This window comes from Bradyrhizobium sp. cir1, from assembly GCF_014198245.1.
Classification (GTDB): domain Bacteria; phylum Pseudomonadota; class Alphaproteobacteria; order Rhizobiales; family Xanthobacteraceae; genus Bradyrhizobium.
In genome coordinates, this window is sequence record NZ_JACIHE010000021.1 from 79,092 (window position 1) to 106,089 (window position 26,998).

At 65.5% G+C, this 26,998-nt stretch carries 23 protein-coding genes; 7 read left to right on the forward strand and 16 right to left on the reverse strand.

Going from position 1 to position 26,998, the window contains the following annotated elements; translation table 11 throughout:
* The first annotated feature begins 37 nt into the window (after nt 1-37).
* Nucleotides 38-814, forward strand: coding sequence for an arginyltransferase (locus GGD63_RS31510; RefSeq protein WP_183247830.1), 777 nt, complete (start codon nt 38-40; stop codon nt 812-814).
* Nucleotides 815-930: 116 nt separating this feature from the next.
* Here GGD63_RS31510 and GGD63_RS31515 read toward each other — a convergent pair whose 3' ends face one another.
* On the reverse strand, nt 931-2,283 hold the full coding sequence (locus GGD63_RS31515) for an Nramp family divalent metal transporter (RefSeq protein ID WP_183247831.1): 1,353 nt from the start codon (nt 2,281-2,283) through the stop codon (nt 931-933).
* A gap of 169 nt (nt 2,284-2,452) precedes the next feature.
* Between GGD63_RS31515 and GGD63_RS31520 the strand changes: the two genes are divergently transcribed.
* Entirely contained in the window at nt 2,453-3,697 is a 1,245-nt protein-coding gene (locus tag GGD63_RS31520) for an MFS transporter (protein WP_183247832.1), read from the forward strand.
* A gap of 114 nt (nt 3,698-3,811) precedes the next feature.
* Here GGD63_RS31520 and GGD63_RS31525 read toward each other — a convergent pair whose 3' ends face one another.
* Nucleotides 3,812-5,071, reverse strand: coding sequence for an adenylate/guanylate cyclase domain-containing protein (locus tag GGD63_RS31525; protein ID WP_183247833.1), 1,260 nt, complete (start codon nt 5,069-5,071; stop codon nt 3,812-3,814).
* 178 nt (nt 5,072-5,249) lie between these two features.
* Here GGD63_RS31525 and GGD63_RS31530 point away from each other — a divergent pair, with 178 nt between their 5' ends.
* Together GGD63_RS31530 and GGD63_RS31535 are read left to right on the forward strand one after the other, a co-directional pair.
* Complete coding sequence (locus tag GGD63_RS31530) at nt 5,250-6,407, forward strand: MFS transporter (RefSeq protein WP_183247834.1); 1,158 nt, start codon at nt 5,250-5,252, stop codon at nt 6,405-6,407.
* Between the two features lie 31 nt (nt 6,408-6,438).
* Nucleotides 6,439-6,630 (forward strand): hypothetical protein, encoded by a 192-nt coding sequence (locus tag GGD63_RS31535; RefSeq protein WP_183247835.1) that lies wholly within the window; start codon nt 6,439-6,441, stop codon nt 6,628-6,630.
* A gap of 8 nt (nt 6,631-6,638) precedes the next feature.
* Here GGD63_RS31535 and GGD63_RS31540 read toward each other — a convergent pair whose 3' ends face one another.
* Complete coding sequence (locus tag GGD63_RS31540) at nt 6,639-7,463, reverse strand: N-acyl homoserine lactonase family protein (protein ID WP_183247836.1); 825 nt, start codon at nt 7,461-7,463, stop codon at nt 6,639-6,641.
* A gap of 88 nt (nt 7,464-7,551) precedes the next feature.
* Nucleotides 7,552-8,526: a CDF family Co(II)/Ni(II) efflux transporter DmeF gene (gene dmeF / locus GGD63_RS31545; RefSeq protein ID WP_183247838.1), complete on the reverse strand. Its 975-nt coding sequence runs from the start codon at nt 8,524-8,526 to the stop codon at nt 7,552-7,554.
* 202 nt (nt 8,527-8,728) lie between these two features.
* Here dmeF and GGD63_RS31550 point away from each other — a divergent pair, with 202 nt between their 5' ends.
* A complete protein-coding gene (locus GGD63_RS31550) occupies nt 8,729-9,547 on the forward strand; it encodes a chromate resistance protein ChrB domain-containing protein (RefSeq protein ID WP_183247840.1) in 819 nt (272 codons plus the stop codon).
* Nucleotides 9,547-10,932 (forward strand): chromate efflux transporter, encoded by a 1,386-nt coding sequence (gene chrA, locus GGD63_RS31555; protein ID WP_183247842.1) that lies wholly within the window; start codon nt 9,547-9,549, stop codon nt 10,930-10,932. The genes GGD63_RS31550 and chrA overlap by 1 nt, the downstream gene beginning before the upstream one ends.
* 120 nt (nt 10,933-11,052) lie before the next feature.
* Here chrA and GGD63_RS31560 read toward each other — a convergent pair whose 3' ends face one another.
* From GGD63_RS31560 to GGD63_RS31585, 6 genes are all read right to left on the reverse strand, one after another.
* Nucleotides 11,053-12,033, reverse strand: a complete 981-nt coding sequence (locus tag GGD63_RS31560; protein WP_183247844.1) for an ABC transporter substrate-binding protein — start codon at nt 12,031-12,033, stop codon at nt 11,053-11,055.
* Between the two features lie 277 nt (nt 12,034-12,310).
* A complete protein-coding gene (locus GGD63_RS31565; RefSeq protein WP_183247846.1) occupies nt 12,311-13,174 on the reverse strand; it encodes a GNAT family N-acetyltransferase in 864 nt (287 codons plus the stop codon).
* Nucleotides 13,175-14,339: 1,165 nt separating this feature from the next.
* Nucleotides 14,340-15,884: a GMC family oxidoreductase gene (locus GGD63_RS31570; RefSeq protein ID WP_183247848.1), complete on the reverse strand. Its 1,545-nt coding sequence runs from the start codon at nt 15,882-15,884 to the stop codon at nt 14,340-14,342.
* A gap of 4 nt (nt 15,885-15,888) precedes the next feature.
* Entirely contained in the window at nt 15,889-17,439 is a 1,551-nt protein-coding gene (locus GGD63_RS31575) for an ABC transporter substrate-binding protein (RefSeq protein WP_183247850.1), read from the reverse strand.
* A gap of 281 nt (nt 17,440-17,720) precedes the next feature.
* Nucleotides 17,721-19,979, reverse strand: a complete 2,259-nt coding sequence (parC, locus tag GGD63_RS31580) for a DNA topoisomerase IV subunit A (RefSeq protein WP_183247852.1) — start codon at nt 19,977-19,979, stop codon at nt 17,721-17,723.
* 196 nt (nt 19,980-20,175) lie between these two features.
* Nucleotides 20,176-21,186, reverse strand: coding sequence for a formylglycine-generating enzyme family protein (locus GGD63_RS31585; protein WP_183247855.1), 1,011 nt, complete (start codon nt 21,184-21,186; stop codon nt 20,176-20,178).
* A gap of 498 nt (nt 21,187-21,684) precedes the next feature.
* On the opposite strand from GGD63_RS31585, the gene GGD63_RS31590 reads away from it, so the two are divergent.
* The gene (locus tag GGD63_RS31590) at nt 21,685-22,692 is read left to right on the forward strand and encodes a helix-turn-helix domain-containing protein (RefSeq protein WP_183247856.1); all 1,008 of its coding nucleotides are present in this window, start codon (nt 21,685-21,687) and stop codon (nt 22,690-22,692) included.
* A 73-nt stretch (nt 22,693-22,765) separates the two neighbouring features.
* Here GGD63_RS31590 and GGD63_RS31595 read toward each other — a convergent pair whose 3' ends face one another.
* The 6 genes from GGD63_RS31595 to lepB form a co-directional block, all read right to left on the reverse strand.
* Nucleotides 22,766-23,035 (reverse strand): hypothetical protein, encoded by a 270-nt coding sequence (locus tag GGD63_RS31595; RefSeq protein ID WP_183247859.1) that lies wholly within the window; start codon nt 23,033-23,035, stop codon nt 22,766-22,768.
* A 101-nt stretch (nt 23,036-23,136) separates the two neighbouring features.
* A complete protein-coding gene (gene recO / locus GGD63_RS31600) occupies nt 23,137-23,889 on the reverse strand; it encodes a DNA repair protein RecO (RefSeq protein WP_183247860.1) in 753 nt (250 codons plus the stop codon).
* A 147-nt stretch (nt 23,890-24,036) separates the two neighbouring features.
* Nucleotides 24,037-24,417, reverse strand: coding sequence for a hypothetical protein (locus GGD63_RS31605; protein WP_183247862.1), 381 nt, complete (start codon nt 24,415-24,417; stop codon nt 24,037-24,039).
* Between the two features lie 21 nt (nt 24,418-24,438).
* Nucleotides 24,439-25,365, reverse strand: coding sequence for a GTPase Era (gene era / locus GGD63_RS31610; protein WP_183247865.1), 927 nt, complete (start codon nt 25,363-25,365; stop codon nt 24,439-24,441).
* Nucleotides 25,355-26,236 carry a ribonuclease III gene (gene rnc, locus GGD63_RS31615; RefSeq protein ID WP_183247867.1) on the reverse strand — a complete coding sequence of 294 codons (882 nt, stop codon included), beginning with the start codon at nt 26,234-26,236 and terminating at the stop codon, nt 25,355-25,357. The genes era and rnc overlap by 11 nt, the downstream gene beginning before the upstream one ends.
* Entirely contained in the window at nt 26,233-26,997 is a 765-nt protein-coding gene (gene lepB, locus GGD63_RS31620; RefSeq protein WP_183247869.1) for a signal peptidase I, read from the reverse strand. Before lepB ends, rnc begins: the two co-directional genes overlap by 4 nt.
* Nucleotide 26,998 lies beyond the last annotated feature (1 nt).

Genomic DNA, 26,998 nt, shown 5'->3' on the forward strand with positions numbered 1-26,998 from the left:
CGATGCTGATACACACTTCGGAGGCCCACGACGTCCCTTGACCCAGCATTCGCGCGACACCCCCCAGTTTTACCTCACGGCGCCCTCGCCCTGCCCCTATCTGCCGGGCCGGCACGAGCGCAAGGTGTTTACGCACCTCGTGGGTGACCGCGCCGGCGACCTCAACGACCTTCTGACCCATGGCGGCTTCCGCCGCAGCCAGTCGATCGCCTACCGGCCGGCCTGCGACCAGTGCCGCGCCTGCGTCTCGGTCCGGGTCATCGCCAACGAGTTCCGCCCCTCGCGCAACTTCCGCAAGGTGATGGCGCGAAACTCCGACATCATCGGCGAGCAGCGCAGCGCGGTGCCGACCTCCGAGCAATATTCGGTGTTCCGCGCCTATCTCGACGCCCGCCACCGCCATGGCGGCATGGCCGACATGACCGTGCTCGACTACGCCATGATGGTCGAGGACAGCCATGTCGAGACCCGCATCATCGAGTACCGCAAGCGCGGCCCCGACAGCGACATCACCGGCCGCGGCGAGGAGCTGATCGCGGTCGCCCTCACCGATGTCCTCAGCGACGGCCTGTCGATGGTCTATTCGTTCTTCGAGCCGAGTCAGGTCAGCCGCTCGATGGGCACCTTCATGATCCTCGACCACATCGCCCGCGCGCGACGTCAGGGCCTGCCTTACGTCTATCTCGGCTACTGGATCGAAGGCTCCAAGAAGATGGACTACAAGGCCCGCTTCCTGCCGCAGCAGCGCCTCGCCCCGTCAGGATGGCTGCGCATCGACGCGCAGGGCGATACGGCGTCCGAGCCGCAGGATTAGCTTTCTGTCATGCCCCGGCTTGACCGGGGCATCCAGTACGCCGCGGCTTCTCGGCTTAATCATAACCGTCTCTGGAATACTGGATCGCCCGGCTAAACCGGGCGATGACAGCAACATCACCCGAACAGCGTATCCGCCAGCAGCTTCAGATTCAAAATCACGATCACCCCCGCGACGATCCACGCGATCGCCGCGACGGACACCGGGATCGCAAACTGGCCCATCTTGCGGCGGTCGGAGACGAAGCGGACCAGCGGGATGACCGCAAAAGGCAGCTGCATCGACAGCACGACCTGGCTGAACACCAGCAGATCGGCCGTGCCGCGCTCGCCATAGATCGCGGTGACGATGATCACCGGAACGATCGCGATGCCGCGCGTCAAGAGGCGGCGCGCCCAGCTCGGCAGGCGCAGATCGAGAAAGCCCTCCATCACGATCTGGCCGGCGAGCGTCGCAGTGACGGTCGAGTTGAGGCCCGAGGCGAGCAGCGCCACCGCAAACAGCGTCGAGGCAATGCCGAGGCCGAGCAGCGGCGACAGCAACTCGAAGGCCTGGCCGATCTCGGCGACGTCGGAATGGCCGCTTCTGTGGAAGGTCGCGGCCGCCACGACGAGGATCGCGGCGTTGATGAACAGCGCCAGCATCAGGGCGATGGTGGAGTCCGTCGTCGCCCATTTGATCGCCTCGCGGCGGCCCTCGTCGTTACGCTCATAGGCGCGCGTCTGCACGATCGAGGAGTGCAGATAGAGATTATGCGGCATCACCGTGGCGCCGATGATGCCGATCGCGATGTAGAGCATCTCCGGATTGGTGAAGATCTCGGTCTTCGGCACAAAACCGTGCAGGACCTCCGCGACCGGCGGAGCCGCCGCTACGATCTGGACCGCGAAGCAGACTGCGATCACCGCCAGCAGCGCGATGACAAAGGCCTCCAGGAAACGGAAGCCGCGGTTCATCAGGAGCAGCAACAGGAACGCATCCAGCGCTGCGAGCAACGCGCCGCCGATCAGGGGAATGCCGAACAGGAGTTTCAGCGCGATCGCGGTGCCGATCACCTCGGCGAGATCGCAGGCGATGATCGCGGCCTCGCAGGCGAGCCAGAGCAGGAAGTTCACCGCCGGCGAATAGGTGGCGCGGCAGGCCTGCGCGAGATCGCGGTCGGTGACGATGCCGAGCCGCGCCGCCAGCGACTGCAGCAGGATCGCCATCAGGTTCGAGAGCAGGATGACGGACAGCAGCGTGTAGCCGAACTTCGAGCCGCCGGCGAGGTCGGTCGCCCAGTTGCCGGGGTCCATGTAGCCGACCGAGACGAGATAGCCCGGACCGACAAAGGCGAGCAGCCGCCGCCACCAGCGGCCCGCGGCCGGAATGGCGACCGTGGCGTTCACTTCGGCGAGGCTCTTAGTGGTTGGCGCATCAGTGCGCCAGCCGGCGGCATCGGGGGTCAAATCAGGCGATCGGGCATCCATGCGGTCAGAATACCGAAGTCGGGGCTTATTGCAACTCATTTGCAACTGCATCTAGCCACATCAGGTCCCAGTGCGGCCGCGTCTTGCCCCGCCCTGTCGGAAACCGGGTGGGTTTGGCCGCGCCCGGAAGCGGATAGTGGCGCCAATCCGACGTTGCAGGAAATGAGCCATGTCAAATTCACCGCGCCTCCCCGAGACCTTCAGCCGCCTCGCCTGGTCCAATCTGGCGGCGCAGTCCGCCGAGCAGATCGCGCTGGCTGCCGCCCCGATCGTCGCCGTGCTGACGCTCGGGGTCGCCGAAGGCCAGACCGGCGTGCTGCAGACCGCGCTGACCCTGCCCTTCGTGCTGTTCGCCATTCCGGCCGGCCTGCTCGCCGACCGCATCTCCCGCCGGGCGCTGATGGCGGGCGCAGAGGCGCTGCGGGCCGCGGCGCTCGCGGCCATCGTGCTACTGCTCGCGCTCGGCGCGCTCAACCTGCCGCTGCTGGCGCTGCTCGGCTTCACTGCGGTGTGCGGCACCGTCGTCTACAGCGTCGCTGCGCCGGCCCTGGTGCCCTCGCTGGTCAGCGCTGATCTCCTGCCCGCAGCGAATGCGCGGATCGAGCTTGCACGCACCATTGCCTTTGCAAGTGGGCCGGCGCTCGGCGGCGCCCTGGTCGGCTGGTGGGGAGCGAGCCTGGCGTTCGGCTTTGCGGCGGCGCTCTCGGCCGTCGCCGTCGTGCTGCTCTCCGGCATCTACGAGCCCGCGCGGGCCCCCTCGCCGCGCCGTCATCCGTTCCAGGAGATCCGCGAGGGCGCGGCCTTCGTGTTCCAGCATCCGCTGCTGCGGCCGGTGTTCATCACCCAGTTCATCTTCAACACCGGCTGGTTTCTGCAGATCGCGGTATTCGTGCCCTATGCAGTGCGTCACCTCGGCCTGACCGCCGCCGGTGTCGGCACGGTGCTGACGATGTACGGCGTCGGCATGGTGATCGGCGCGCTCCTCGCCACGCGCGTGATGCAGCGCATCGCCTTCGGCACGGTCGTCGGCCTCGGTCCGGTCACGGGCTTCGTCGCCTCGGTGGTGATGGCGCTGACGGTGCTGGTCCCCTCGCCCTGGCTTGCGGCCTTGAGCTTCTTCCTGCTCGGCGTCGGGCCGATCCTGTGGGTGATCTCGACCACGACGCTGCGCCAGTCGGTGACGCCGCCGCGCCTGCTCGGCCGCGTCTCCGCCATCAACATCATGAGCTACGGCGCCCGTCCGCTCGGCTCCGCGCTGGGTGCGATCGTCGGCGGCCTCTGGAGCGCGGAAGCCTGCCTTTATCTCGCCGCAGCCGTGTTCGGCGCGCAGGCGCTGGTGATCCTGCTGTCGCCGGCAGCGGCACTCGACCGGCAGCCGGACATGGTGGGGGATGAGGTGGCGGTGCGGTGTTAGCCACACCGTCATTGCGAGCGAAGCGAAGCAATCCAGTATCTCTCCGCGGGGACAGTCTGGATTGCTTCGTCGCAAGGGCTCCTCGCAATGACGGAGTATGCGGAAGCAGCCCGCCTAACCCGCCAGATACCGCTCATAGCTCCCCGTCACCGGCTCGCTGGCGTCGACCTCGGGATCGAGCGTGTAGAGGTCCTGCGCGCGGCCGATGCCGCGTAGCGCGTAGCGGCCGGTGGAGACGAGATAGCGGCGGCCGGCCGCATCCAGGCCCTTGTAGAACTCCGCTGATGCCAAGAGCTCGCGATCGACCGAGCGGCTCATCGAGGCAATGCGGCTGACCTCGTTCACCGTCGGGCCCACCACCGTGAAATCGAGCCGATCCTCGCTGCCGATATTGCCGTAAAAGACCTCGCCAACATGCAGGCCGATATAGGCCGACGTGATGGGACGGCCGTCGGCCGCCCGGCGCGCGTTCAGCGCCGCGACGTTCTGGCGGGACAGATGCTCGGCGCGCAATGCGGCGCGGCGCGCCGCTGCCATGTCCTCGCCGGTGAACATCGCGAGCACGCCGTCGCCGATCAGCTTCAGGACGTCGCCGCCGGCGTCGTGGATCGCGTCGATCACCGCCTGCGCATAGTCGTTGAGGAACGGGATGATCTCGTCCGGGCCGATGCTCTCGCTGATCCCGGTCGAGCCGCGCAAATCCGAATACCAGAGCACGGCGTTGATGCGCTCGGTGACGCCGCGCGAGATGCGTCCGCGCAGCACCTGCTCGGAGGCATCGCGGCCGAGATAGACCCGGCCGAGCGTGCGCGCGATATCGACCTGCTGCGCCGACTTGATCGCAAGTCCCAGCACCGGCACCAGATCGCGCAGCGCCTCGAGCCCGTCCTCGCCAAAGCCTTCGGGGCGGCGTGTGGTCCAGCAGGAATACAGGCAATCCATCAGGCCGAGCGCGCCGTTCTCGCCGAAGCGATGCACGAAGGCGAGATAGTGCTTGTGGCCCTTCTCGGCGAGCTCGCCGATCTGCGAGAAATCCAGCGACGGCGCGTCGGCGAGATCGATCACCATCTCGTCGTGGCCGTGCTCGAGCATGTGGAAGAACACCGAGCGGCGCCAGCTCTTGGCGGCATCGCCCTCGGCGGTCGAGCCGTATTCGAACACGTCGCTCTCGTTGCTGGCCCGGTCGCTCCAGCGGAAGCCGCGGCCTTCATAGATCGGATGCAGCGTGTCGATGACGACCAGCCCCCGCGACAGCTCCAGGCCCTCGGCGCGGCAGCGCTCGCAGAACCCGCGGAGCAGCTCGTTTTCGGGCAGGCCCGTCAGCCCCTGGCCGGTCAGCCAGTTCATCAGCGCAAGGCGCGAGGTCAATTGCATGCGCCATTATGGCGTGCATTCGTGACGAACGAAAGGCGCAAGCCTCTCTCGGCCCGTGCGCAAGGTTCCCCATCCCGCGCAGGTCGAATATGCCGCAGCCGCGGTTGACGCGCTCGCAGCACGGACGGCAAATGCTTGCGATGATGACTTTGCCGGCCAGAATCGAAAGCACGCGCAGATGAGCCAGCGCCAGCTTCCGATCATCCTGGCGCTCGGCACCACGCAGACCCTGGCCTGGGCTTCCAGCTATTATCTGCCGGCCCTGCTCGCCGACCCCATGGCGCACGACCTCGGCGTCTCCTCCAACTGGATCTTCGGCGCATTCTCCGCCTCGCTGGTGATCTCGGCGATGCTCGGCCCGCGCATCGGGCGGCAGATCGATCTCGTCGGCGGGCGGCAGGTGCTGTCGGCCTCCAACCTGACCATCGCCGCCGGCCTCGTACTCCTTGGGTTGTCGCAATCCGTTCTGGTGATGGCGATCGCCTGGCTCGTGCTCGGCATCGGCATGGCGATGGGACTCTATGATGCCGCCTTCGCCGCGCTGGGGCGCATCTACGGCACCGAGGCGCGCCGGCCCATCACCGGGATCACGCTGATGGCGGGCTTTGCCTCCACGGTCGGCTGGCCGCTCACCGCCTGGGGCCTCGCCCATATCGGCTGGCGCGAGACCTGTTTTGCCTGGGCCGCCGCCAACATCGTGATCGGCCTGCCGCTCAACTTCTTCATGCTGCCCGCGATCAAGGGCGCCAAACAGGCGGCGGCGACGGCCGAGAAGCCGCATTTGCCGCTCGACCGCACCATGCTCCTGCTCGCCTTCGTCTTCGCCGCGGTCTGGACCGTCACCGGCGCGATGGCGGTGCATTTCCCGCGCATCGTCGAGGCCACGGGCGCGACACATGTCGAGGCGATCGCGGCCGGCGCGCTGATCGGCCCGGCGCAAGTGGCGGCGCGCATCCTCGAAGCCGGAGTTCTCAGCCGCTTTCATCCCTTGTGGTCGACGCGGCTCGCCTCTCTCACCCACCCGATCGGCGCTGCCGTCGTCGCCATCTTCGGCGGTGCGGCCGCCAGCGCCTTTGCGCTGTTCCACGGCTCGGGCAACGGCATCCTGACGATCGCCCGCGGCACGCTGCCGCTGTCGATCTTCGGCCCGAAGGATTTCGGCTATCGCCTCGGCATCATCGGCGCGCCGGCGCGGATGGCGCAGGCGGTGGCCCCGCTGGTGTTCGGCCTGCTCATCGACGTCATGGGCGCCAAGGTGCTGATCGTCTCATCCGCGCTCAGCCTCTCGGCGCTGGCGGCGCTGTTCCTGATCCGCGCCGAGCGGCGGCCGGATTGACCGCATCGCCGCTTTCGCGCACAAGCGGGCCATGACCGACGACAACAGTCCGCCCCGCACCTTCAAGGGCCTTTTGCGCTGGGCGACCACACCGCCGCAGGCCTGGGGCGTCTATCTCCTCGCCGTCCTGCTGGTGTGGCTGCTCTCGTTCTATGCCGGCACGCTGAAACCGAAGAAGTCGCCGGAGGCGAACCCGCCCGCGGCGACGGTGCCGAAGAGCTGATCCGAGCTTCAGTCGTAAAACTCCGGCGCCATCTTCTGGCTGTCGCGCTGGGCCTTGTCGTGGTTGATCCAGAGCTGCGCCTTCTCCCTGGTGAGGATTTCGGCGATTTTCTGCATCGAGGCCGCGGTCTGGTCCTTGTTGACGTTCATGCTGGGCACGCGGCGGTTGTCCCAATTATCCCTGAAGTGCACCGCGTCGCCGGAGAGGACCACCGCGCCGGTCTTGGGCAGCTTCACCAGCAGCGACTGGTGCCCCGGCGTGTGGCCGGGCGTCGACAGGATGGTCAGGCTGCCGTCGCCGAACACATCCTTGTCGCCTGCGAGTTGCTCGACCGGATGCGAGGGCTTGAAGCGCGGCTCGTTGTTGGCGCCGGGCCAGTCATATTCTGCCTTCTGCACGTAGAGCGTGGCCTGCGGGAACAGCTCGACATTGCCGGAATGGTCCGGATGCGTATGCGAGACGGCCATGGCCTTGATGTCGTCGGGCTTGACACTGAGCTGTTCGAGCTGGACGGCAAGTGTCTTCGGCCGGCGCCAGGTCACGGCCTTGGGATCGGCCGGTGCCAGGCCATTGGGCATGGCGGCGACGGCATCGGCGATGCCGGTGTCCCACAGGAACCAGCCCTTGGCGTGCTTGACGAGATAGCAGCTGTCGACGAAATCCATCGGCTTGCCCTCGTTGATGCCGGGCGTCCAGCGCGAGATGTCGCCGGCGGTGCCCTCGCCGCAGTTGAGGACGTAGAGCCTTTCGACGCCGGTCCTCTCCGACTGGGCCATCGCTGCATGACCGAACAAGGCGAGTGCGGCGGCGGCGAGCTTGAGCCTGGACATCATCCCTGGTCCTCCTTGGCAAGTGCTTGGGAAGCTGCGACCGAGGGATCAACCCCGGCCGCGCCGCAGAATTCCGCTCGCGCCGATCACATCAGTGCGGGCAGGTCTCGACTTCGACCGTGACGTGGCTGAGGCCCTTCAGCCCGGCGAGCCGCTTCTTGTAGACCGCCGGCTGCTTCGGCTTGTCCGACACCACCGACACCAGCACGGCGCAATGGCCGGGGCCGACCTGCCACAGATGCAGATCGGTGACGCGGTCCTCGCCGACCTCCATGCGCGCCCGGATCACCCGCTCCAGCTTCTCGTCGGCGCGGACGTCGAGCAGCACCGCGCCTGACGACTTGATCAGGCCGAACGCCCAGCTTGCGATCACGGCGCTGCCGATCAGTCCGACCGCCGGGTCGGCCCAGACCCAGCCCGAAGACATCGCAACCACAAGGGCGCCGATCGCCAGCACCGAGGTTGCTGCGTCCGCCATGACGTGAACGTAGGCCGCACGAAGGTTGTTGTCGTGATGATGATGGTGGTGATCATGGTCGTGGTCATGATCATCGTGATCATGATGCGCATGGCTGTCGCCATGATCATGGCCGTGATGGTGATGGTCGTGGCTGTCGCGCAGCAGCCACGCGCTGGCGAGATTGACGCACAGCCCCAGCGCGGCCACCGCGATCGCCTCGCCATAGACGATCGGCACCGGCGTGATCAGCCGCAGCACGCTCTCATAGGCGATCTCGACCGCGATCAGTCCCAGGATGATCGCGCTGGAGAAGGCGGCGAGATCGCCGAACTTGCCGGTGCCGAAGGTGAAGTGCGCATTGCCCAGGTGCCGGCGCGCGAAGCGGTAGGCGAAGGCGGCAATGCCGAGCGCCGCCGCATGCGTTCCCATGTGCCAGCCGTCGGCCAGAAGCGCCATCGAGCCGAACAGCGAGCCGGCGACGATCTCGCCGACCATCATGACCAGCGTCAGCACAACGACGAGCCAGGTGCGCCGCTCGTTCTCGTCGTGCTTCTCACCCAGGAAGGCGTGGTCATGGGTCCACTGCTCGATGGAATGGGAGTGCATCGGCCAAATCTCCGGAAAACAGAATCCGAAGGCCAATATAGGCCCCGGCGGAACATCTTTCTAACGGCAAATGCCGATGAAACCGGCGATTGACAGGCCCCCCCGGTTTCGCTGTAATTGGCGCCATGGGGATTTGAGCGATCTCCCCACGAGGCGACATGCCCAAGTATCGCGTCCCGTTCGGTTTATGCGAGGACGCATCATGTCTACATTCACGACCATATCACCTGACAAATTGGCCCGGCTGATCGGAACTGCGAACGCGCCGGTCCTGATCGACGTGCGGACGGAGGAGGATTTTGCCGCCGACCGGCGGCTGATCCCCGGCTCCATCAAGCGCAGCCACGAGACCGTTGCGGAATGGGGCTGCGAATTTGCCGGCCGCTCGGTCATCGTCTCCTGCCTGCGCGGCGGCAAGCTCGCGCAGGGCACGGCCGCCTGGCTGAGGCAACTCGGCGTACAGGCAGAGACGCTCGATGGCGGCTTCGAGGGCTGGAAAGCGGCAAACCTGCCGTTGCTCGACACCAGCAAGCTGCCGCCGCGCGACGCCAAGGGGCGCACCGTCTGGGTCACGCGGGCGCGGCCGAAGGTCGACCGCATCGCCTGCCCCTGGCTGATCCGCCGCTTCGTCGATCCCGATGCGGTGTTCCTGTATGTGGCGCCGTCCGAGGTCGTCGCGGTCGGCGAGCACTTCAACGCCGCCCCCTTCGACATCGAGAACGTGTTCTGGAGCCACCGCGGCGAGCTCTGCACCTTCGACGTCATGATCGAGGAGTTCGGCATTGCGACGCCGGCCCTGCTCCGCCTCGCGACGCTGGTCCGCGGCGCCGACACCGCGCGGCCGGATCTGGCGCCGGAGGCAGCGGGCCTGCTTGCGGCCTCGCTCGGGCTATCGCGGATGTATGACGACGATCTCGAGCAGCTCGAGGCCGGCGTGACACTCTACGATGCCTTCTACCGCTGGTGCCGCGACGCCACCACCGAGACGCACAACTGGCCGACCAACAAGGTGAAGGCGTAATGGACACCCGCGCCAATGCAACGGGAGCTGATGCCGGTCACGGCATCAGCTTCAACGAGGCTTTCCGCGTCTGGCTCCGCGTCGCCTGCCTGAGTTTTGGCGGGCCCGCGGGCCAGATCGCGGTGATGCACCGCATCCTGGTCGAGGAGAAGAAGTGGATCTCCGAGGGCCGCTTCCTGCATGCGCTCAACTATTGCATGCTGCTGCCGGGACCGGAGGCGCAGCAGCTTGCGACCTATGTCGGCTGGCTGATGCATCGCACCGCCGGCGGGCTGATGGCGGGCGGGTTGTTCGTCCTGCCCGGCATCATCGCCATCATGGCCTTGAGCTACATCTACGCGGCTTTCGGCAATGTCAGCTTCGTCGAGGCGCTGTTCTTCGGCCTCAAGGCCGCCGTGCTCGCCATCGTGGTCGAGGCCGTGGTGCGCGTCGGCAAGCGCGCGCTGAAGAACCGCATCATGATCGCGCTCGCCGCAATCGCCTTCGTCGCGATCTTCTTCTTCGCCGTCCCCTTCCCGATCATCATCATCGCCGCCGGCGTGATCGGATATATCGGCGCAAGGCAAGGCCGGCCGGAATTCGCCCCGGCCGGTCACGGTCATGGCGGCAGCGGCGCGGCGATCGACAGCATGCTCGGTGAGGCCGTGCCGGATCACGTCCGCCCCGACACGGCGCGCGCGATCCGCGTCGGTGCGCTGTGGCTCGCCCTCTGGCTGGTGCCGGTGATCGCGCTGCTCGCCGCGTTCGGACAGGCCAACGTCTTCAGCCAGATCGCGCTATTCTTCTCGAAGATGGCGCTCGTCACCTTCGGCGGCGCATACGCCGTGCTGGCCTATGTCGCCCAGCAGGCGGTCGAGCATTATCATTGGCTGAAGCCGCACGAGATGCTCGACGGCCTCGGCATGGCCGAGACCACGCCGGGCCCACTGATCATGGTGCTGCAGTTCGTGGGCTTCATGGCGGCCTATCGCGACCCGGGCGGCCTGTCGCCGATGGTCGCTGCAACCTTCGGCGGATTGCTCGCGACCTGGGTCACCTTCACGCCCTGCTTCCTCTGGATCTTCGTCGGCGCCCCCTATATCGAGCGCCTGCGCGGCAACACGGGACTTGCCGGCGCGCTGAGCGCGATCACCGCCGCGGTCGTCGGCGTGATCCTCAACCTCTCGATCTGGTTCGCGCTGCACACGCTGTTCCGCGAGACCGTGCCGGTGCATGCGTTTCCGCTGAATTTCGATATGCCGGTGCTGACAAGCGTCGATGTGCCGGCGCTGGTGCTGGCGATCGCGGCGGCAACGGCGATCTTCCGGCTGAAGCTGGGCATGCTGACGGTGCTGGCGGGAAGCTGCGCGGCGGGGGTGGCGCTAAGGCTGGCGGGGGTGATTTGAGGCACGTACTCGTCGGTTCGTTGGTCCGGTTTGCTGTTGGAAGGCGACATCGAAGCCGACGGGGCTGCATGGCGGCTTTGGGCCAATTTCGGACTCATGCAGTGCAGAAAAATAGCGTGACTATTCGATCACCTCGTCGGCGCTGGTGAGTAACGAAGGCGGCACTGTGAGGCCGAGCGCTTTGGCAGTTTTGATGTTGATGACCAACTCGAATTTGGTCGGCTGCTCCACCGGCAGATCGGCAGGCTTGGCGCCCTTGAGGACCTTTCCCGCGTAAACACCGACCATGCGAAAGGCAGATGCAAGGTTCGATCCGTAGCTGATCAGGCCGCCGACAGCGACGTTCTCGCGCCACGCATAGATCGCCGGAACGGCATGGCGCGCTGCCAGCGCCGCGAGCCGCTCGCGCTGGCTGCTCAGGAACGGATCCGCAGCGACGACGAGCGCGTCAGCATGCAGTTGGATCAGGGAGGCGAAGGCTGCGTCGATCTCGCTTTCGCTGCCGGCTTTCAGCACATGCAGCTGCAACCCCTTCGCTCGTGCCGCTTGCTGTACCTCTCGAATGACATGCTCGGCCGTCGAGGTGTTCGGGTTCACCAGCAGGGCGAACACCCCAGCCCGCGGAACCAGCTCGGACAGCAGCTCAAGGCGCTTGGCAATCAGCTCGTTGGCCACGGTGATGACACCCGTGAGGTTGCCGCCCGGCCGGGCGAGGCTGGCGATCAGTTCGTCTGCGACCGGGTCGGCGCCACCCCTGAAGACGATCGGGATCGTCGAGGTCGCGCTTTTCGCGGCTAATGCCGAAGGCGGGCTGCTCGCCATGATCAAATCGACGTTGCGGCCGACGAGATCGGCGGCCAATGCAGGCAGCCGGTCGTAATGACCCTCCGCGTAGCGGTATTCAATCGCCACATTCCGTCCCTCGACGTAGCCGGCTTCGCCCAGGCCCTGGCGGAACGCGCGCAAAAACGGTGAAGCCGAGTCGGGCGCCCCGGTGGCAAGGACGCCGATCACCGGCATCGCCTTCTGCTGCGCGCGTGCAGCGAACGGCCGTGCGGCCACCGCGCCGCCGAGAAGTGCGACGAATGTCCGCCGCCTCATGGGGCTTCCCCTCCTGCACAGACTCCAAGCGAGCTTAGGCTATCACATTCGGGCGTGATGCCGGTTGTTGTGCATCATAGCAAAATTTGTGGGCCAATGTCTCAGATGGGTCAAAGGCTGCCCTCGGTAGCCAGCATCACCTTAGTCTGTTCACCTCTCGGAAGCGGCCATTGCGGCGCTCCCGGTAGAGGTCAGCCACGGGCCAGCACCAGACATCTTGGCATTGCAGTGAATTCGCGTCGCCTGTCGCAAAGGGTCCAATTCGCGGCCTTGCAAGTCAGTACAAGACTGACGGGAAGTAGCTTCCCTGCGGCTCGCGGTACTCGCCGATCGTCATCAGCGTCATCGGCCTGATCGCACGGTAGCCTTGCGTCAGACACCAGCGAAACAACGCCGCGCGTCGGGCCGGCAAGAGGAAAGAGATTGGCTGTTTCACGATTCGGGGCGCCCCGAGGAGCAGCGCCTGCATATCCTCCTCTGTTTCGGCGACCCCGTGATTGGCCAGCCAGATCGTCGGCGTCGCCATGTAGGCCCGCACACGTGTGTCCCGCAGCGCCACGATTGGTGCCCCCGTCGCGAGCGCGTCGCGCAACTCGTTCGTGCGCGTGTAGCCGTGGACGCTCTCGTGCAAGCGCTCGCAGCCTGCCATGTCCGACGCCGTTAAAGGTCGTATCTCCCAGTGCGACGGCGGCGCGGTCTGCGGCGCGCCCGAGAGCACCACAAGAATTTCCCGCGCGTCGAAGCCAAGGGCCGCATAGAGTGAGAGCGACTGGACGTTGAAAGTATCCTGAAGAAGACGGACGCCCCGCGCGCCGCGCGCCCGCTCAAGGACCGCTTCCATCAGTTGCCGCCCGGTCCCGTGCCCCTGCGCGGCCGGATCGACGACGATCGGACCAACCGCCCGGATCGGGTCTCGCTCGCTGAGAAAATTGAATCCGACGATGCGGCCGTGGGCCTCGGCCACCACTGCGAAGACCGAGGGGTGTCGAATGAAGCCGCCGACGCGCTGCGTGGCGACGTCCACTGACGGAAAGATCAGCGGAAAACCATAGCGCTCATTGACGGCTCGAAATCCCTCGTAGCAGATGCGACCGCACGCGTTTGCATCTTTATCCGTTGCAGGTCGGATGGCGATGTCCATTGGAGCCACCTTTCGAATATGCCCATCTTGGCCGATCGAGCGTGGCCATACTCTACGATGTTTTGCCGTCGGTGGCACGCTGGCCTCCCAACGCTGGATGGATGGCGGTCCCATGTCGCCTTCGGGTCATAAGCCGTCGATGATGACCAAGCGGGGCGACTTCCGCATTGCCCTTGGAAGCTGCCATTCACGAGCACCCGTCCTCAAAGAAAAGCTCGTAGCAGCGCGCCCGTCGGGCAAAACAGCCCGATCAGTTTGACCAAGCCGCCTGTCAAGCCCCACCTCACAAAATATTCCACTTTACCGAAATTCGGATTTGTCGTAAACACGAAACACCCTGGCCCGAGACAAGGGGCGGATCGCGATCGTCACGAACCGCGGGCCGGGCAGCGATGGACGCGACGGCGTCGGGCACGATCGGCATTGCAGGGCGGCTTCGGCCGTGAGCAATGGCCGTCGCGCGAACGACACGACGCCGACAGCGTCTTCGCATGGCTTCGGGGGCGAGCACACGCCATCCCTCGGATTCCCAGCGAAGACGTGCGCGGACGGAGAAGTCGTGTGGTCCTGACGCCCGGGGTCTGTGCGTCAAGGCTTGCGGTGATGTGGCGGCCGACCGGCACGCGCATCAGCCATCCGCAAGGCGACGGGGGCAATAGTGCATCGCTCCCCGGGGAGAGCACGAAGGACACCGTTAAAACCATTCGCGCAGGGAAGGCCGGGCGACCGGCGACACCTGTGGTCCACCCCGTGTGCATTTTTTGTGGCGCACGGACTTGCGGGTGCCAGCAGGCGCCCGGCCTTCCCTGCGCCCTTGTCTCTGCGAGGGCACGTCGAGAGGTCAAACTCGGGCGAGATGCGCCGCGAGAAGGCGATGGCGTGTCTGCTGTTTGACATGGGAATTGGACGCGACGGCTTCGGGCCTTGCTCCGTCATTGCGAGGAGCCCTTGCGACGAAGCAATCCAGAATCCCTCCGCGGAAAGATCCTGGATTGCTTCGCTGCGCTCGCAATGACGGTGTTGATATAGCTTGCGCCACACTATTGGTGTCATCGCCCGGCTTGACCGGGCGATCCAGTACTCCGAGACGGTCGTGATTGAGACGAGAAGCCGCGGAGTACTGGATGCCCCGGACAAGCCGGGGCATGACACCGTCGTTGTCGTGCTACCGCATCATCATCCGCGCAATCGCCTCGCCGATCACCACCGTCGTGAAATGGGTGTTGGCGCGGCAGTCGGACGGCATGATCGAGGCGTCGGCGACGCGCAGGCCGGAGATGCCTTTCACCGTGCCATCGGGGTTGACCACGCCGTCGGGGTCGCCAACGCCGCTCATGCGGCAGCTGCCGGCGGCGTGCTGGATGTCGCCGGTCTCTCGCCGCAGCAGCGCATCGAGCTCGTGATCGGGCAGGTGAGCGGCCTGCGGCAGCGTCAGGTCGGTGTCGGTCAGCCTGATCCAGTCGGCGATGCCGGACAGCGCCGGCTGCGAGGTGATCACGGCAAGGCGTTTCACCGCATCCATCATCCGCAGCATGTCGCGGAGATCGGCCAGCATGTTCTCCTCGACGACAGGATCGATCGCGGGATCGGTCGAGGCCAGCTTGAGCGTGCCACGCGAATAGGCGTTGAACAGCCCAGCCCCGATCGCTCCGGGCACGCCGATGCCGCGGTGGTTGAAGGCGATCAGGATCATGTCGCGCTTGCCGCCATTGGCGAGGCCCGAAGAATAGGTCACGCAGCAATTGGTGTGGCGGGTGTCGGGATCGGTGGGACGAAGCTCCTCCCGCAGCTGGATCGTCGCGCGAAACAGCGGGTGGTCGAAGAAGTGGCGGCCGACCGGCAGATCGCGCTCGACCGCGATCCCCATCGCCTTCAACTCTTCCGCAGGTCCAATGCCCGAGCGCAGCAGGATCGCCGGGCTGTGGATCGCGCCGGCGCACAGCACGATCTGGCGCGCGCTGATGTCGTAGGTGCCCTGCCCCTCGATGTGGACGCGGAGGCCGGTCGCCCTTCCGTCGCTGATCAACACGCGGTCGACCAGTGCGTGGCCGCGGATATCCAGATTGGCGCGGCCGCGCGCTGGCTCGAGATAGCCCTCGTTGGTGGTGATGCGGCGCAAGTTGCGGCTGTTGATGGGATAGCAGGCAACGCCCTCGCCGTCAGGACCGTTGAGATCGGCGCACCAGGGATAGCCGCTGGCCAGCGCGGCATCGTGCAAGCCGCGATCGATCGGGCCCCATGTCTCTGATGGAGCGCGGTAGACCGGCAGCGGTCCGCCGCGTCCGTGGCCCGCGGCGTCGCCGAACTCCAGATCGTCCTCGATCACGGAGAATAGCGGCATCACCTCTTTCGCCGACCAGCCGGCGCAGCCGTTGGCCGCCCATTCGTCGAAGGCATCGGCGACACCGCGAATGGCGATCTGGCCGTTCATCATCGATGAGCCGCCGAGACCCTTGCCGCGCCAGTAGAAGCGCGGCTCCTGCCCCGCCACGCGGCGCGTCAGGAGATCAGGCCACTGCCATTTCTCCTGATACTCACGCTTGTGGATGATCGGGATCGGGTTCGGCGTCCTCACTTCCCAGGGTGCCTCGTCGGCGCGCCAGTCGAGACCGGCCTCTAACAGCAGCACGCGACGCGCGGGATCTTCGGAGAGCCTTGCGGCAACAGCCGCGCCGGCGGAGCCGCCGCCGACAACAATGACATCGTACATCGCGTTACTTCTCAACGTTCCAGAACACCGGGATGGCAGACGGGATCAGATTGCGCCACTCGGCGCGATAGGCGGCCGGCTGGGCGAACTGGCCCCACGGAATCGCCGGCGCCTGATCGTACATGACGGCCTGGATCTCGGAAGCGATCTTCTTGCGATCCTCCTCGGCGGGCGCCTTGGCAAAGGCTTCCATCAGCGGCGTGATGCGCGCATCGCATTGCCAGCCGGTGAAATCGGCGCAATTGAAGGCGACCATGACGTTGGTCAGCGGCGAGCCCAGATCGTAGCCGCCGGCATGAACGCCATAGACGCTCCAGCCCTCCTTCTTGGCGCGCCGCGCCAGCACGCTCGCCCAGTCCATCACCTGCAGATCGACGTTGAAGCCGGCCTGCTTCAGCCGCTCCGCCAGCACCTGCGCCGAGACGCGCGGGGCTTCGAGATCGTTGGCCTCCATGACGACGACGGGCTCGCCGGCATATTTGGTCGCCTTCAGCGCAGCCTTCGCTGCTTCGATCGACGGCTTTGCCGCAGCCTCAGTGCCGGCCTTGCTCTCATAGGTGGTGCCGCAGGTGAAGTAAGTCGCGCAAGGAGCGGCGTATTTGGCGTCCAGACCGAGCGCATCCAGCACCTCGCGCTGGTCGACCAGCTTCCACAGCACGCGCCGGATGGCGGGATCGTCGAACGGTTTCGATGCGGCGTTGAGGCGGTAGGCGCCCGCGAACATGTTGCCGCCGGCGAAGTTGACGAGCTTGACGCGGGAGTTCTTCTCCAGTTGCGGCAACAGATCGAACGGCGCGTATTGCATGAAGTCGACTTCGCCGGCTTGCAGCGCGGACGCCGCGGTCGCGCCATCAGGAATGACGCGGATCTCGAGCGTGTCGACATTGACGCGCTTGCCGCCGGCCAGGAAGTCGGCGGGCTCTGGACGCGGCACATAGTCGGCGAACTTCTTCAGGATCATGCGGTCGCCGGTGCGATGATCGGCCTTGCTGTAGACGAACGGACCGGAGCCGATGATCTCGGTGATGCGCTGGTCGCCTGGCGTTTTCGCAATGCGCTCGGGCATCATGAAGGCGACGGGGCTGACGGGATTGCCGAGTGCGTCGATGACGAGGCCGGACGGCTCCTTCAGCGTCAGCACGAAGGTCTTCGCATCGGTCGGCTCGAGCGACGTCGTGATCGCGAAGATGCGGCGGCCGAGCGCGCTGCGGGTGCCCCAGCGGCGCAGCGAGGCCACGCAATCCGCTGCCGTCACCGGCTGGCCGTCGTGCCACTTCAGGCCGTCGCGCAGCGTGAAGCTGTAGGTCAATCCGTCCGCGGAGACCTTCCAGTCCTGCACCATTTGCGGCTTGATGTCGCCCTTGGAGTCCTTCGCAAACAGCGTGTCGAACACCATGTAGCCGAACGTGCGCGAGATGTAGGCCGTGGAGAAATGCGGATCGAGCGTGACGATCTCCGCCTCGAGCACCGCGACGAGATTGCCCGCCGCATGCACGGGAGCCGCCACCAGCGCGAGGCCGAACAGCGCCGGAATGAAAGCCTTCAGTTTAAACATTGCGGGTTATTTGCCTTTTGACCAGCCGTTTGCAGTCACCAGGAAAAAGCAATGTTCGTGCCCATGCGCCTCGATCACGTATGCGCTCGGGACTATCTGCTACGCGTTTGCGCGCCACACCCTCACTGTCATCGCCCGGCTTGACCGGGCGATCCAGTACTCCAGAGACAGCTGAGGAATGCGGAGAAGCCGCGGCGTACTGGATGCCCCGCCCCCGTGCGCAATTGCGCACTAGGCGGGGCATGACACCGGTGGTGTGGCGACAGTCGCGGCCCGCGCCCCTACCCGATCACCCGGCCGAACTTGTTCGACTTCGGGAAACCCTTCGGCGGCAGGCGGCCGGCGTCGGCGCGGGTGCCCTGCCACTCCGCGAGCTCCTTCATGGTCGCGCTGAACTCGCGACCGGCGGAGTCCTTCCAGGTCAGGCCGGCCTTGGCGTCGAACACGGCGACGTCCGAGAGGCCGCCGTCCTTGTACTTCTGCAGGCGCACGCCGCGGCCGCGGGCCATCTCCGGCACCTGGTCGAGCGGGAAGACCAGCATCTTGCGGTTCTCGCCGATGACGGCGACGGTGTCGCCGAGCACCTCGGTGACCGTGCGCGCCTCGTTCGGCATCTCGACGTTGAGGACCTGCTTGCCCTTCTTGGTGGTGCCGACGCAATCGTCCTCGTTGACGACGAAGCCCTGGCCCTCGTGGCTCGCGACCAGGAACTTGCGTCCGCCCTTGTTGACGAACAGCGCGACGGGCGCCGCCTCCTGCTCGAGGTCGATGAACAGGCGGATCGGCTCGCCGTGACCGCGGCCGCCCGGCAGCTTCGCGACGTCGAGCGAGTAGAACTTGCCGTTGGTGGCGAACAGCAGCAGCTTCGAGGTCGTCTCGGCGAAGAAGGCGAAGCCGAGCTTGTCGTCCTGCTTGAAGGCGAGCCCCGAGAGATCCTCGACGTGACCCTTCATGGTGCGGATCCAGCCCTTGTCGGACACGACGACGGTCACCGGCTCGCGCTCGACGAAAGCCTCCTCGATCGCGGCGAGGTCGTGCTCGGGCGCATCCGCAAAAGTGGTGCGGCGCTTGCCGAGCGGCGTCTTCGGTCCGAACATGTCGCGGACCTTGCCGACCTGCTCGCCGACCTTCTTCCACTGCTCGGCTTCGGAGGCGAGCACCGCGTTGATGCCCTTGAGCTCGGCGCGGAGGTTCTTGTCCTCGGTGCGGATCTCCATTTCCTCGAGCTTGCGCAAGGAGCGCAGGCGCATGTTGAGGATGGCTTCGGCCTGCACCTCGGTGAGCTTGAACGCCTTCATCAGCTCGGGCTTCGGCTCATCCTCGGTGCGGATGATCTTGATCACCTTGTCGATGTTCAGATAGGCGATCAGGAAGCCGCCGAGGACTTCCAGCCGGTGCTCGATCTGCGCCTTGCGGAAGTTGCTGCGGCGGATCAGCACGTCGCGCAGATGGTCCAGCCATTCGCGCAAGCACTCCGCGAGCCCCACGACCTTGGGGATGCGGCCCTTGATCAGCACGTTCAGGTTCAGCGGAATCTTGTTTTCGAGCTCGGTCAGCCGGAACAGCGATTCCATCATCAGCGCCGGATCGACGTTCTTCGACTTCGGCTCGATCACGATGCGGACGTCTTCGGCCGACTCGTCCCTGACGTCGCCGACCAGCGGCAGCTTCTTCTGGTCCTGCAGCTCGGCGATCTTCTCGATCAGGCGCGACTTCTGCACCAGGAAGGGAATCTCGGTAACGACGACGACCCAGGTGCCGCGCGCGCCCTCTTCCTGCTCCCACCTGGCGCGGACACGGAACGAGCCGCGGCCGGTGGTGTAGGCTTCAGCGATGGCCTGCTTGGAATCGACGCAGATGCCGCCGGTCGGGAAATCGGGGCCCTTGACCCACTTCAGCAGCGCCTTGGATTTCGCGTCAGGCTTCTCGATCAGATGCAGCGCGGCATCGCAAAGCTCGGCGGCATTGTGCGGCGGGATCGAGGTCGCCATGCCGACCGCGATGCCTTGCGCGCCGTTGGCGAGCAGGTTCGGGAAGCCTCCGGGCAGCACGACCGGCTCTTTCGACTGGCCGTCGTAATTGGCGCGGAATTCGACGCCGTCCTCGTCGATGCCCTCGAGCAGAAGCCGCGCGACGTCGGTCATGCGCGCTTCGGTGTAGCGGTAGGCGGCCGGATTATCGCCGTCGATATTGCCGAAATTGCCCTGGCCGTCGACCAGCGGGTAGCGCGAGGAGAAATCCTGCGCGAGGCGGACCATGGCGTCGTAGATCGCCTGGTCGCCGTGCGGATGGAACGAGCCCATCACGTCGCCGACGATCTTGGCGGACTTCTTGAACGCCGTGCCGGGATCGAGCCGGAGCAGGCGCATGCCGTAGAGGATGCGCCGGTGCACCGGCTTCAGGCCGTCGCGCGCGTCCGGCAGCGCGCGGTGCATGATGGTGGACAGCGCATAGGCGAGATAGCGCTCTTCCAGCGCGTCCCGCAGCGGCACCTCATGGATTTCGGCCGGCTCTTCCGGCGGAACTATTCGTTTGCCCATTAGGCCTTTACTTTCAAAGACTTCCGGCTGGGTCTCGGACACCTTTCCAAAAACCCGGCCAATTCTCCCCCGCTGGGGCGCGATTCGGGCGGATATATAGCAGGCTGGGCAGCGACATGCGCCCCCTGCCCTGCGTCAGGGCCGCAGGCAGAGTTATCCACAGGGCTTGTTGCCGTTTGGGCCTGTCCTGCGACAGTTACCTGGCGCGCGCAAGTTGCGCGTCCCGAACGCCAAGCGGCGATCGCAGCACGCACCTGAATCCGACATGGCTGGTCGAGGTGTCGATCGGCTCGGCGTGCCGCGCGGCGGGGCGATACCGGCGGCAATAATTCGGCGCGCAGAGATGTGAGCCGCCCTTCAGCACCTTTCGCGGAATCCTGATATCCGGCAGGCGCGGGTCGTAACTTGCATCCTCCCGGCCACCGCGGGGATTGTTGGGAATGCAGCAGGGTTTTGCCGCTTCCGCCTGATGCCGCGACGACCACCAGTCCGAGGTCCACTCCCAGACATTGCCGATCATGTCGTAGAGTCCGTAGCCGTTCGGCGGAAAGGCCATGACCGGCGAGGTACGCTCGAACCCATCCTCGCCGAGGTTCTGGACAGGAAAGTTTCCCTGCCAGATGTTGGCCATGTGCCTGCCGCCCGGCATCAGCGCATCACCCCAGGCGAACTCCTCACCGTCGAGGCCGCCGCGCGCAGCGAACTCCCACTCCGCTTCCGTCGGCAGGTCCTTGCCCGCCCAGCGCGCATAGGCGGCCGCGTCATTGTAGGAGACGTGGACGACCGGGTGGTCGTCGAGCCCCTTGATATTGCTGCCGGGGCCGTAGGGATGGCGCCAATTGGCGCCGCGCATGAAGGACCACCACTGGCTCCAGTCGGCAAGATCCGTGATCCGCGGCAGCGGCGAGAACACCAGCGAGCCTGCGTAGAGCATCTCCTTCATCGCACCGGGATAGTCCTTGGCGTCCGGAACGATCTGCGCCTCCGTGACATGGCCGGTGGCGTTGACGAACTCCTTGAACTGCCAATTGGTCACCGGCGTGCGGTCGATCCAGAAACCGTCGACTGAGACACGATGGCTCGGCGCTTCCTCGGGATAGTGGTGATCGGATCCCATCCGGAAGGTGCCGCCGGGAACGAAGACCATCTCGCCGGTCTTCACATCATCCGGCAACCACTCGCAGTGATCGAGGTCGGCCCGCAGCATGGTGGAAACTCCGATACGCGTAGTCCACAGGTGCTATGATGCCGACTTCGGCAGTCGCCGATGACGGCAGATTGGCCGGCGCATTGGACGCATCGTCTGGTCCCCCTCTTCCTGGCGCTGAAGGCCGGAGATGCAGATCGCGAGTTGCGTCAACATCTCTCCCATTCTTTCGCGCACCCGTTCCGAGCATGCAGCAGCACGCTGCCCCTTCCGCGCCGCGATCCGCAACGCGCTTTCGATTCATATCGCTTAGGTTGCAAACGGTATCCGAAGATATGGCGACTGTGATGTGCAGATTGTGCCAGCACGTCGCAGGGATCGAGCGATGCTACGTCTCATATCGCTCAATTCGCGGCCCCAATGCCGGATTCATCGCGTCGAATTCGACGATCATTCGCCTTGAAACGCGAACTCAATTCACAGCCCCCTTCGCGTTGTAGTGGTATTTCATTCGTCGTCTGCCGCACAAATGTCGCGCTTCAATACAAGTGTACGACCATGGTGCAGTCTCTTCTGGTTGATTCGCGGAGGCTCGACGGTTTCGAGGGTCTACACCAGGCCGTGCACGGCTCTCACGTCGACGTCATGCAGCTCGGACGCGGGCGGCTACGCGGGACACTGTCCCATGTCGGCATCGGTGACTTCTCGCTCAGCATCGGCGCCTTCAACATCGGAATGCGCACGCAGCGCGTTTCCAGCGACGACAAGCCGATCATCGGGATGCTGCTGGCGGCCGAGCGGCGCGTTGCCCATTGGTCCTTCGATATGCAGTTGAACGACGTGCTCGTGATCCCGCCGCTGCTCGAGCATGACGGTGTCTTTCACGGCGCCTCGGCCTATGCGGCAATGCGCTTCGACCTTGATGAGGTGGCGTCGCTGTTCGGCGGAGAGGCGCGCCTGAGCGATCCCGACACATGGCGCAAGCGCGGTCATTTCCGGGCGGATCCCGCAACCGGCGCAGTGGCCTCCCGTGGCCTGGTCCGGATCATGTCCCATCTGGGTGCCTACAAGGACAGCCTGACGCCGTCGACAGCCGATTTCTGGAAACGATCGATCGTCGAATGCATGGCTGCCAACGTGATGTCGTCGCTGCCGCCCGACGATTCCGGCAGACTTCCCTCGGCAAGGCGGCTCATCCGCAGGGTCGAGGAGTATCTCGACCAGGCCGGCACACGTCCGGTGCATGTTTCGGAAATATGCGCCGCGTTCACGGTGTCGCGGCGGACTCTGCATCGCGCCTTTCAAGAGGTGTTCGGGCTCGGCCCCGTCACCTTCCTGCGCCACAAGCGCCTGTGCACCATCCACTCCATCTTGCGGGAGAGCAGGCCGGGTTCGACCACCGTGGCGGCGGTCGCGATGCAGCAGGGCTTCTACGAACTCGGGCGCTTCTCGCAGTATTATTCGATGATGTTCGGGGAGCGTCCTTCGCAAACTCTGGGAGTCACATCATTCCCTCTCTCGGACGATGGGCACGCCCAAGCAGGCTCCATCCTCTCCGAGAGATGAAACGACGAGCGGATCTCGCGCAACGTTGTCCCGTGCAGCCCGGTTCGGGATCGATTCGTTCCTTGTGGGCAGCCTACTGCCCGGCCCAGCCGGCGGTCACGGTCTGGGTCTTTGCCTGTGCCGGCATGTTGGTCAGGCAGCGGCGGGCCGTCTCGATCTCGGCCTCCGTCGCGCCGTGGGCGCGCGCCCATGTCTCGGCGGCCGCCGCGGAATATTTCGCCACATAGTACCGCACGACCGTGCAGGAGGCGCGGCGAAACAGGCCGGGTTGCGGCTCGCCAGCCATCGCGTCCGGCGCAAAGGCAAGCAGCGCCGCCGACAGCGCAAATCCTCTGATCAACATTTTAGGCTGTCCCCGTTGTGGAACCCTCGCCGCCAACTTCATCAGGCCGATTTCGTTCCGGGGAACTCCATGCCCTGAGGCAGGGCAGAGGCGCGGCTCCCTCATGGGTTCGAAATCGCCGCCCTCGCCTGCTGCCGCATCAGCGCATTGATGAAGCCGGCCCGCGCGTCGGAATGGCCCTGGCCGCGCGGCTCCAGCACGTGGCGCAGCAGGAACAGGCCGGTCAGCCGGAACCCATCCTGGAGATCCTGCTCGGTGAGTTCGCTCGCGGTTTCGCCGTGCCGCAGGAACGGCGGCAGCCTCAACAGCCGGTCCCGCCACGGCTCGCCCGCGCCGCGTGACACCGCCCCGCCGGATTTGGGTGAGACGTAGATCAGGTCCGTGGTCTCGCCGGTCACCGCGCAATTCTGCAGCGCGAGCCCGAAGCCGAGCTCGGCGAGCATCGCCAGCTCGAAGTGAATGAGGTGCACCGCCGCGCTGCCGATGTCGTCGAAATCATCGAGCGAATGTTCGAGCAGCGCGAAGATCTCTTCGTGCGGATCGCGCTCGGGAAGCAGCCGCGCGATCGAGGCCAGATGCGTGACGCCGTAGACCCCGTGGGACGATCCCAGCAGCGTGGCCGCGCGCAGCTTCAACCCTTCGATCGCATAGGTGCCGAGATGCTCGTCGAGCCGCGCCCGCCACACCGCGCTGACGCTGTTGCCGGGCTGCAGCAGCGGCCGCAGCCGCGAGCTGGCGCCACCGCGCACGAGGCCGAGATGCCGGCCGTGCCCGCGCGTCAAGAGCTCGACAATGGCGCTGCTTTCGCCATGCCGCCGCACGCCCAGCACGATGCCTTCGTCGGTCCATTCCATGGGAGGAAGTCTAGCGCAATTCGAGCTATCGTAGGGTGGGCAAAGCGAAGCGTGCCCACCAATTTTCTACGACCGAACATTGGTGATCACGGTGGGCACGGCGCGCAAGGGCGCGCCTTTGCCCACCCTACGGCATCGCGCAAGACGTTACGCGTTGAACCAGCCCTGGGCATCGCCGGTGAAGGAGAAATACAGACCCATCGTCGTCAGCACGCAGGACACGATTTCGATGGCGCTGTCGAGCTCCATGCCCTTTTCGCCGATGATCTGGCCGAGCGAAATCACCGACAGCACGAGCGCTGCGGCCAGCACCCAGCGCGGCCAGTTCTTGCGCCAACGCGCGGCCAGCCAGACGAAATAGACCAGCAGCAGGATCATGCCGCCGGCGAGCAGGGTCGCCGTCATGATCATCTGCTCGGTCATCTCGGCATTGGGCGTGCGGTCCTGCACGGCAACCGAGACGGCATCCAGCATCAATGATGCATAGAGCAGCGCTTCGAAGCGCTGGACGTTGGCGGGTACGCTCATCGAATGCCGATCTTTTCCTGGTTATTCTTTGGGGAAGTCCAGGCCCATCTCGCGGTAGCGGTCGGGATCGTCGCCCCAGTTCTCGCGCACCTTGACGAACAGGAACAGATGCACCGGCACGTCCAGGATCTGCATCAGCTCCTTGCGCGAGTCGGCGCCGATCGACTTGATGGTGGCGCCGCCCTTGCCGAGCACGATCTTGCGCTGGCTTTCGCGCTCGACGTAGATCGTCTGCTCGATCCGCACCGAATGATCCTTGCGCTCCTCCCATTTGTCGGTCTCGACCGTGGACTGGTAGGGCAATTCCTGGTGCAGCTTCTGATAGATCTTCTCGCGGGTGATCTCGGCCGCCAGCTGCCGCATCGGCGCGTCCGACATCTGGTCCTCGGGATAGAGGAACGGGCCCGGCGGCACCATCTGGGCGAGCGTCGTGCGGATGTCGTCAACGCCGTCCCCCGTGATCGCCGAGATCATGAAGGTCCTCGCGAACTTCATGCGCTCGTTGGCGGCCTGCGCCAGCGCCAGCAGCTTCTCGCGCTGGACCAGGTCGACCTTGTTGATGACGAGGATCTTCTCGTGGTTGACGCTGGCTGCCTTGGCGAGGATCGCTTCGGCCTCCTCGTCGATCCCCGTCTTGGCATCCAGCAGCACGCAGACGAGGTCGGCATCATGCGCTCCGCTCCAGGCGGTCGAGACCATGGCGCGGTCGAGCCGGCGCTTTGGCGAGAAGATGCCGGGTGTGTCGACCAGGACAATTTGCGCGTTGTTCTCGATGACGATGCCGCGGATCAGCGCACGCGTGGTCTGCACCTTGCGCGAGACGATCGTGACCTTGGCCCCGACCAGCGCGTTGACCAGCGTGGACTTGCCGACATTGGGCGCGCCGATCAGCGCGACGAAGCCGCAGCGCGTTGCGGCAGGCGCCTCGCCGCTTGCTTCAGCCGTCATTGCCGCCGCCAACGCCTTCACGTTCGATCATCACCGAGGCCGCCACCTTCTCTGCCGCGCGCTTGCTGCCGCCGACGCCTTCGGCCGGCGCGAGGCCCGGCAGGTCGACGGCGACGCGGAATTGTGGATCGTGATGCGGGCCGGTGCGCTCGACCTCGCGGTAAACCGGCGTCGGCAGCCCCTTGCCCTGCGCCCATTCCTGCAGCACGGTCTTGGGATCGCGCAACGGACGCCGCGGCTTGTGCATGCGCTCGGTCCAGTTGCGCCTGACGAACTCGGCCGCCGCGGCATGGCCGCCGTCCAGGAAGATGGCGCCGATCACGGCTTCGCAGATGTCACCGAGGATCGATTTGCGTAAGCGGGCATCGGCGCTGGAGCCGACTGAACCCAGCTTGATGTCGTCGAGCAGGCCGAGCAACTTGGCCACGTCCGCGCAGCTTTCCTTGCGTACGAGCTCGGCAAGCCGCTTGGACAGCTCGCCTTCATCGGCATTGGGGAAGGCGTGATAGAGCATGTCGGAGACGACGAGCCCGAGCACGTGGTCGCCGAGAAATTCCAGCCGCTGATAGCTGTCGCCGCGCTTGCGACCGGATTTCAGCGCCGAGACATGCGTGATCGCCTGCATCAAGAGGTTCGGGTCAGTGAAGCCGTGGCCGATGCGCGCCTCGAGCGCGGCGTTCGCGTCCGCCGCCTTGGCCTTGCTGCTCCGCGCCCGCTTCTTCTTCGCAGGCGTCTTGGTTTCAGGAGACTTGGTTTCAGGAGTCTTGGTTTCAGAAGACTTGGTCGCAAGCGTCTTGGCGGCAGCTTCGCCGTCAGGGACGGCTTGCGCGTCGATCGGTTGGGTCGTGATGTCCTTGGCGTCGTCTTTCATCGGACGATTTTGAAGAAGCGATTCCAGCGCACCGCCCACGGCCAGCGCCAGAACATCCAGGCATGCTCGCCTTCGGCGATCGAGAAAAAGATCATCTGGGCGCGGCCGATCAAATTCTCCTGCGGCACGTAGCCGACCTGGCCGAGGAAGCGGCTGTCGGTCGAGTTGTCGCGGTTGTCGCCCATCATGAAGAAGTGCCCGGCCGGCACGGTGTAGACGTTGGTGTTGTCCATGTAGCCGTTGTCGGCGCAGTCCAGCGTCTCATAGGTCACGCCGTTCGGCAGCGTCTCCTTCCAGCGCTTCACCCGGGAGATGCCGCCGCCCTCGGAGCCGCACGGATCCTCGCCGACATATTCGCTCATGCGCTGCCGCTCGACCGGGGTGTCGTTGATGTAGAGCAGCCCGTCCCGCATCTGGACGCGGTCGCCGGGAAGGCCGATCACGCGCTTGATGTAGTCGGTGGAGTCGTCCTTGGGCAGGCGGAACACAACGATGTCGCCGCGGTTCGGGTCCGAGCCCCAGACCCGCCCCGAGAACAGCGGCGGCGAGAACGGGATCGAGTAGTGGCTATAGCCGTAGGAATATTTCGAGACGAACAGATAGTCGCCGACCAGCAGCGTCGCCTTCATCGACCCCGAGGGAATGTTGAACGGCTGGAACAGGAAGGTGCGGATCACGAGCGCGATCAGGAGAGCATGGATCACGACCCGGATCGTTTCGCCGACGCCGCTCTCAGTTTTCGTTCCCGAAGTCACGCTCATT

Excerpts from the sequence above, each read along its gene's own strand:
- GGD63_RS31575 (WP_183247850.1), bottom strand. The coding sequence starts at position 17,439 with ATGTTTAAACTGAAGGCTTTCATTCCGGCGCTGTTCGGCCTCGCGCTG.
- parC (WP_183247852.1), bottom strand. The coding sequence starts at position 19,979 with ATGGGCAAACGAATAGTTCCGCCGGAAGAGCCGGCCGAAATCCATGAG.
- dmeF (WP_183247838.1), bottom strand. The coding sequence starts at position 8,526 with ATGCACTCCCATTCCATCGAGCAGTGGACCCATGACCACGCCTTCCTG.
- GGD63_RS31595 (WP_183247859.1), bottom strand. The coding sequence starts at position 23,035 with ATGTTGATCAGAGGATTTGCGCTGTCGGCGGCGCTGCTTGCCTTTGCG.
- GGD63_RS31525 (WP_183247833.1), bottom strand. The coding sequence starts at position 5,071 with ATGCAATTGACCTCGCGCCTTGCGCTGATGAACTGGCTGACCGGCCAG.
- GGD63_RS31515 (WP_183247831.1), bottom strand. The coding sequence starts at position 2,283 with ATGGATGCCCGATCGCCTGATTTGACCCCCGATGCCGCCGGCTGGCGC.
- era (WP_183247865.1), bottom strand. The coding sequence starts at position 25,365 with ATGACGGCTGAAGCAAGCGGCGAGGCGCCTGCCGCAACGCGCTGCGGC.
- GGD63_RS31565 (WP_183247846.1), bottom strand. The coding sequence starts at position 13,174 with ATGGACATCGCCATCCGACCTGCAACGGATAAAGATGCAAACGCGTGC.
- GGD63_RS31570 (WP_183247848.1), bottom strand. The coding sequence starts at position 15,884 with ATGTACGATGTCATTGTTGTCGGCGGCGGCTCCGCCGGCGCGGCTGTT.
- GGD63_RS31520 (WP_183247832.1), top strand. The coding sequence starts at position 2,453 with ATGTCAAATTCACCGCGCCTCCCCGAGACCTTCAGCCGCCTCGCCTGG.
- lepB (WP_183247869.1), bottom strand. The coding sequence starts at position 26,997 with ATGAGCGTGACTTCGGGAACGAAAACTGAGAGCGGCGTCGGCGAAACG.
- GGD63_RS31590 (WP_183247856.1), top strand. The coding sequence starts at position 21,685 with ATGGTGCAGTCTCTTCTGGTTGATTCGCGGAGGCTCGACGGTTTCGAG.
- rnc (WP_183247867.1), bottom strand. The coding sequence starts at position 26,236 with ATGAAAGACGACGCCAAGGACATCACGACCCAACCGATCGACGCGCAA.
- GGD63_RS31540 (WP_183247836.1), bottom strand. The coding sequence starts at position 7,463 with ATGATGTCCAGGCTCAAGCTCGCCGCCGCCGCACTCGCCTTGTTCGGT.
- chrA (WP_183247842.1), top strand. The coding sequence starts at position 9,547 with ATGGACACCCGCGCCAATGCAACGGGAGCTGATGCCGGTCACGGCATC.
- GGD63_RS31605 (WP_183247862.1), bottom strand. The coding sequence starts at position 24,417 with ATGAGCGTACCCGCCAACGTCCAGCGCTTCGAAGCGCTGCTCTATGCA.
- GGD63_RS31585 (WP_183247855.1), bottom strand. The coding sequence starts at position 21,186 with ATGCTGCGGGCCGACCTCGATCACTGCGAGTGGTTGCCGGATGATGTG.
- GGD63_RS31535 (WP_183247835.1), top strand. The coding sequence starts at position 6,439 with ATGACCGACGACAACAGTCCGCCCCGCACCTTCAAGGGCCTTTTGCGC.
- GGD63_RS31550 (WP_183247840.1), top strand. The coding sequence starts at position 8,729 with ATGTCTACATTCACGACCATATCACCTGACAAATTGGCCCGGCTGATC.
- GGD63_RS31530 (WP_183247834.1), top strand. The coding sequence starts at position 5,250 with ATGAGCCAGCGCCAGCTTCCGATCATCCTGGCGCTCGGCACCACGCAG.
- recO (WP_183247860.1), bottom strand. The coding sequence starts at position 23,889 with ATGGAATGGACCGACGAAGGCATCGTGCTGGGCGTGCGGCGGCATGGC.
- GGD63_RS31560 (WP_183247844.1), bottom strand. The coding sequence starts at position 12,033 with ATGAGGCGGCGGACATTCGTCGCACTTCTCGGCGGCGCGGTGGCCGCA.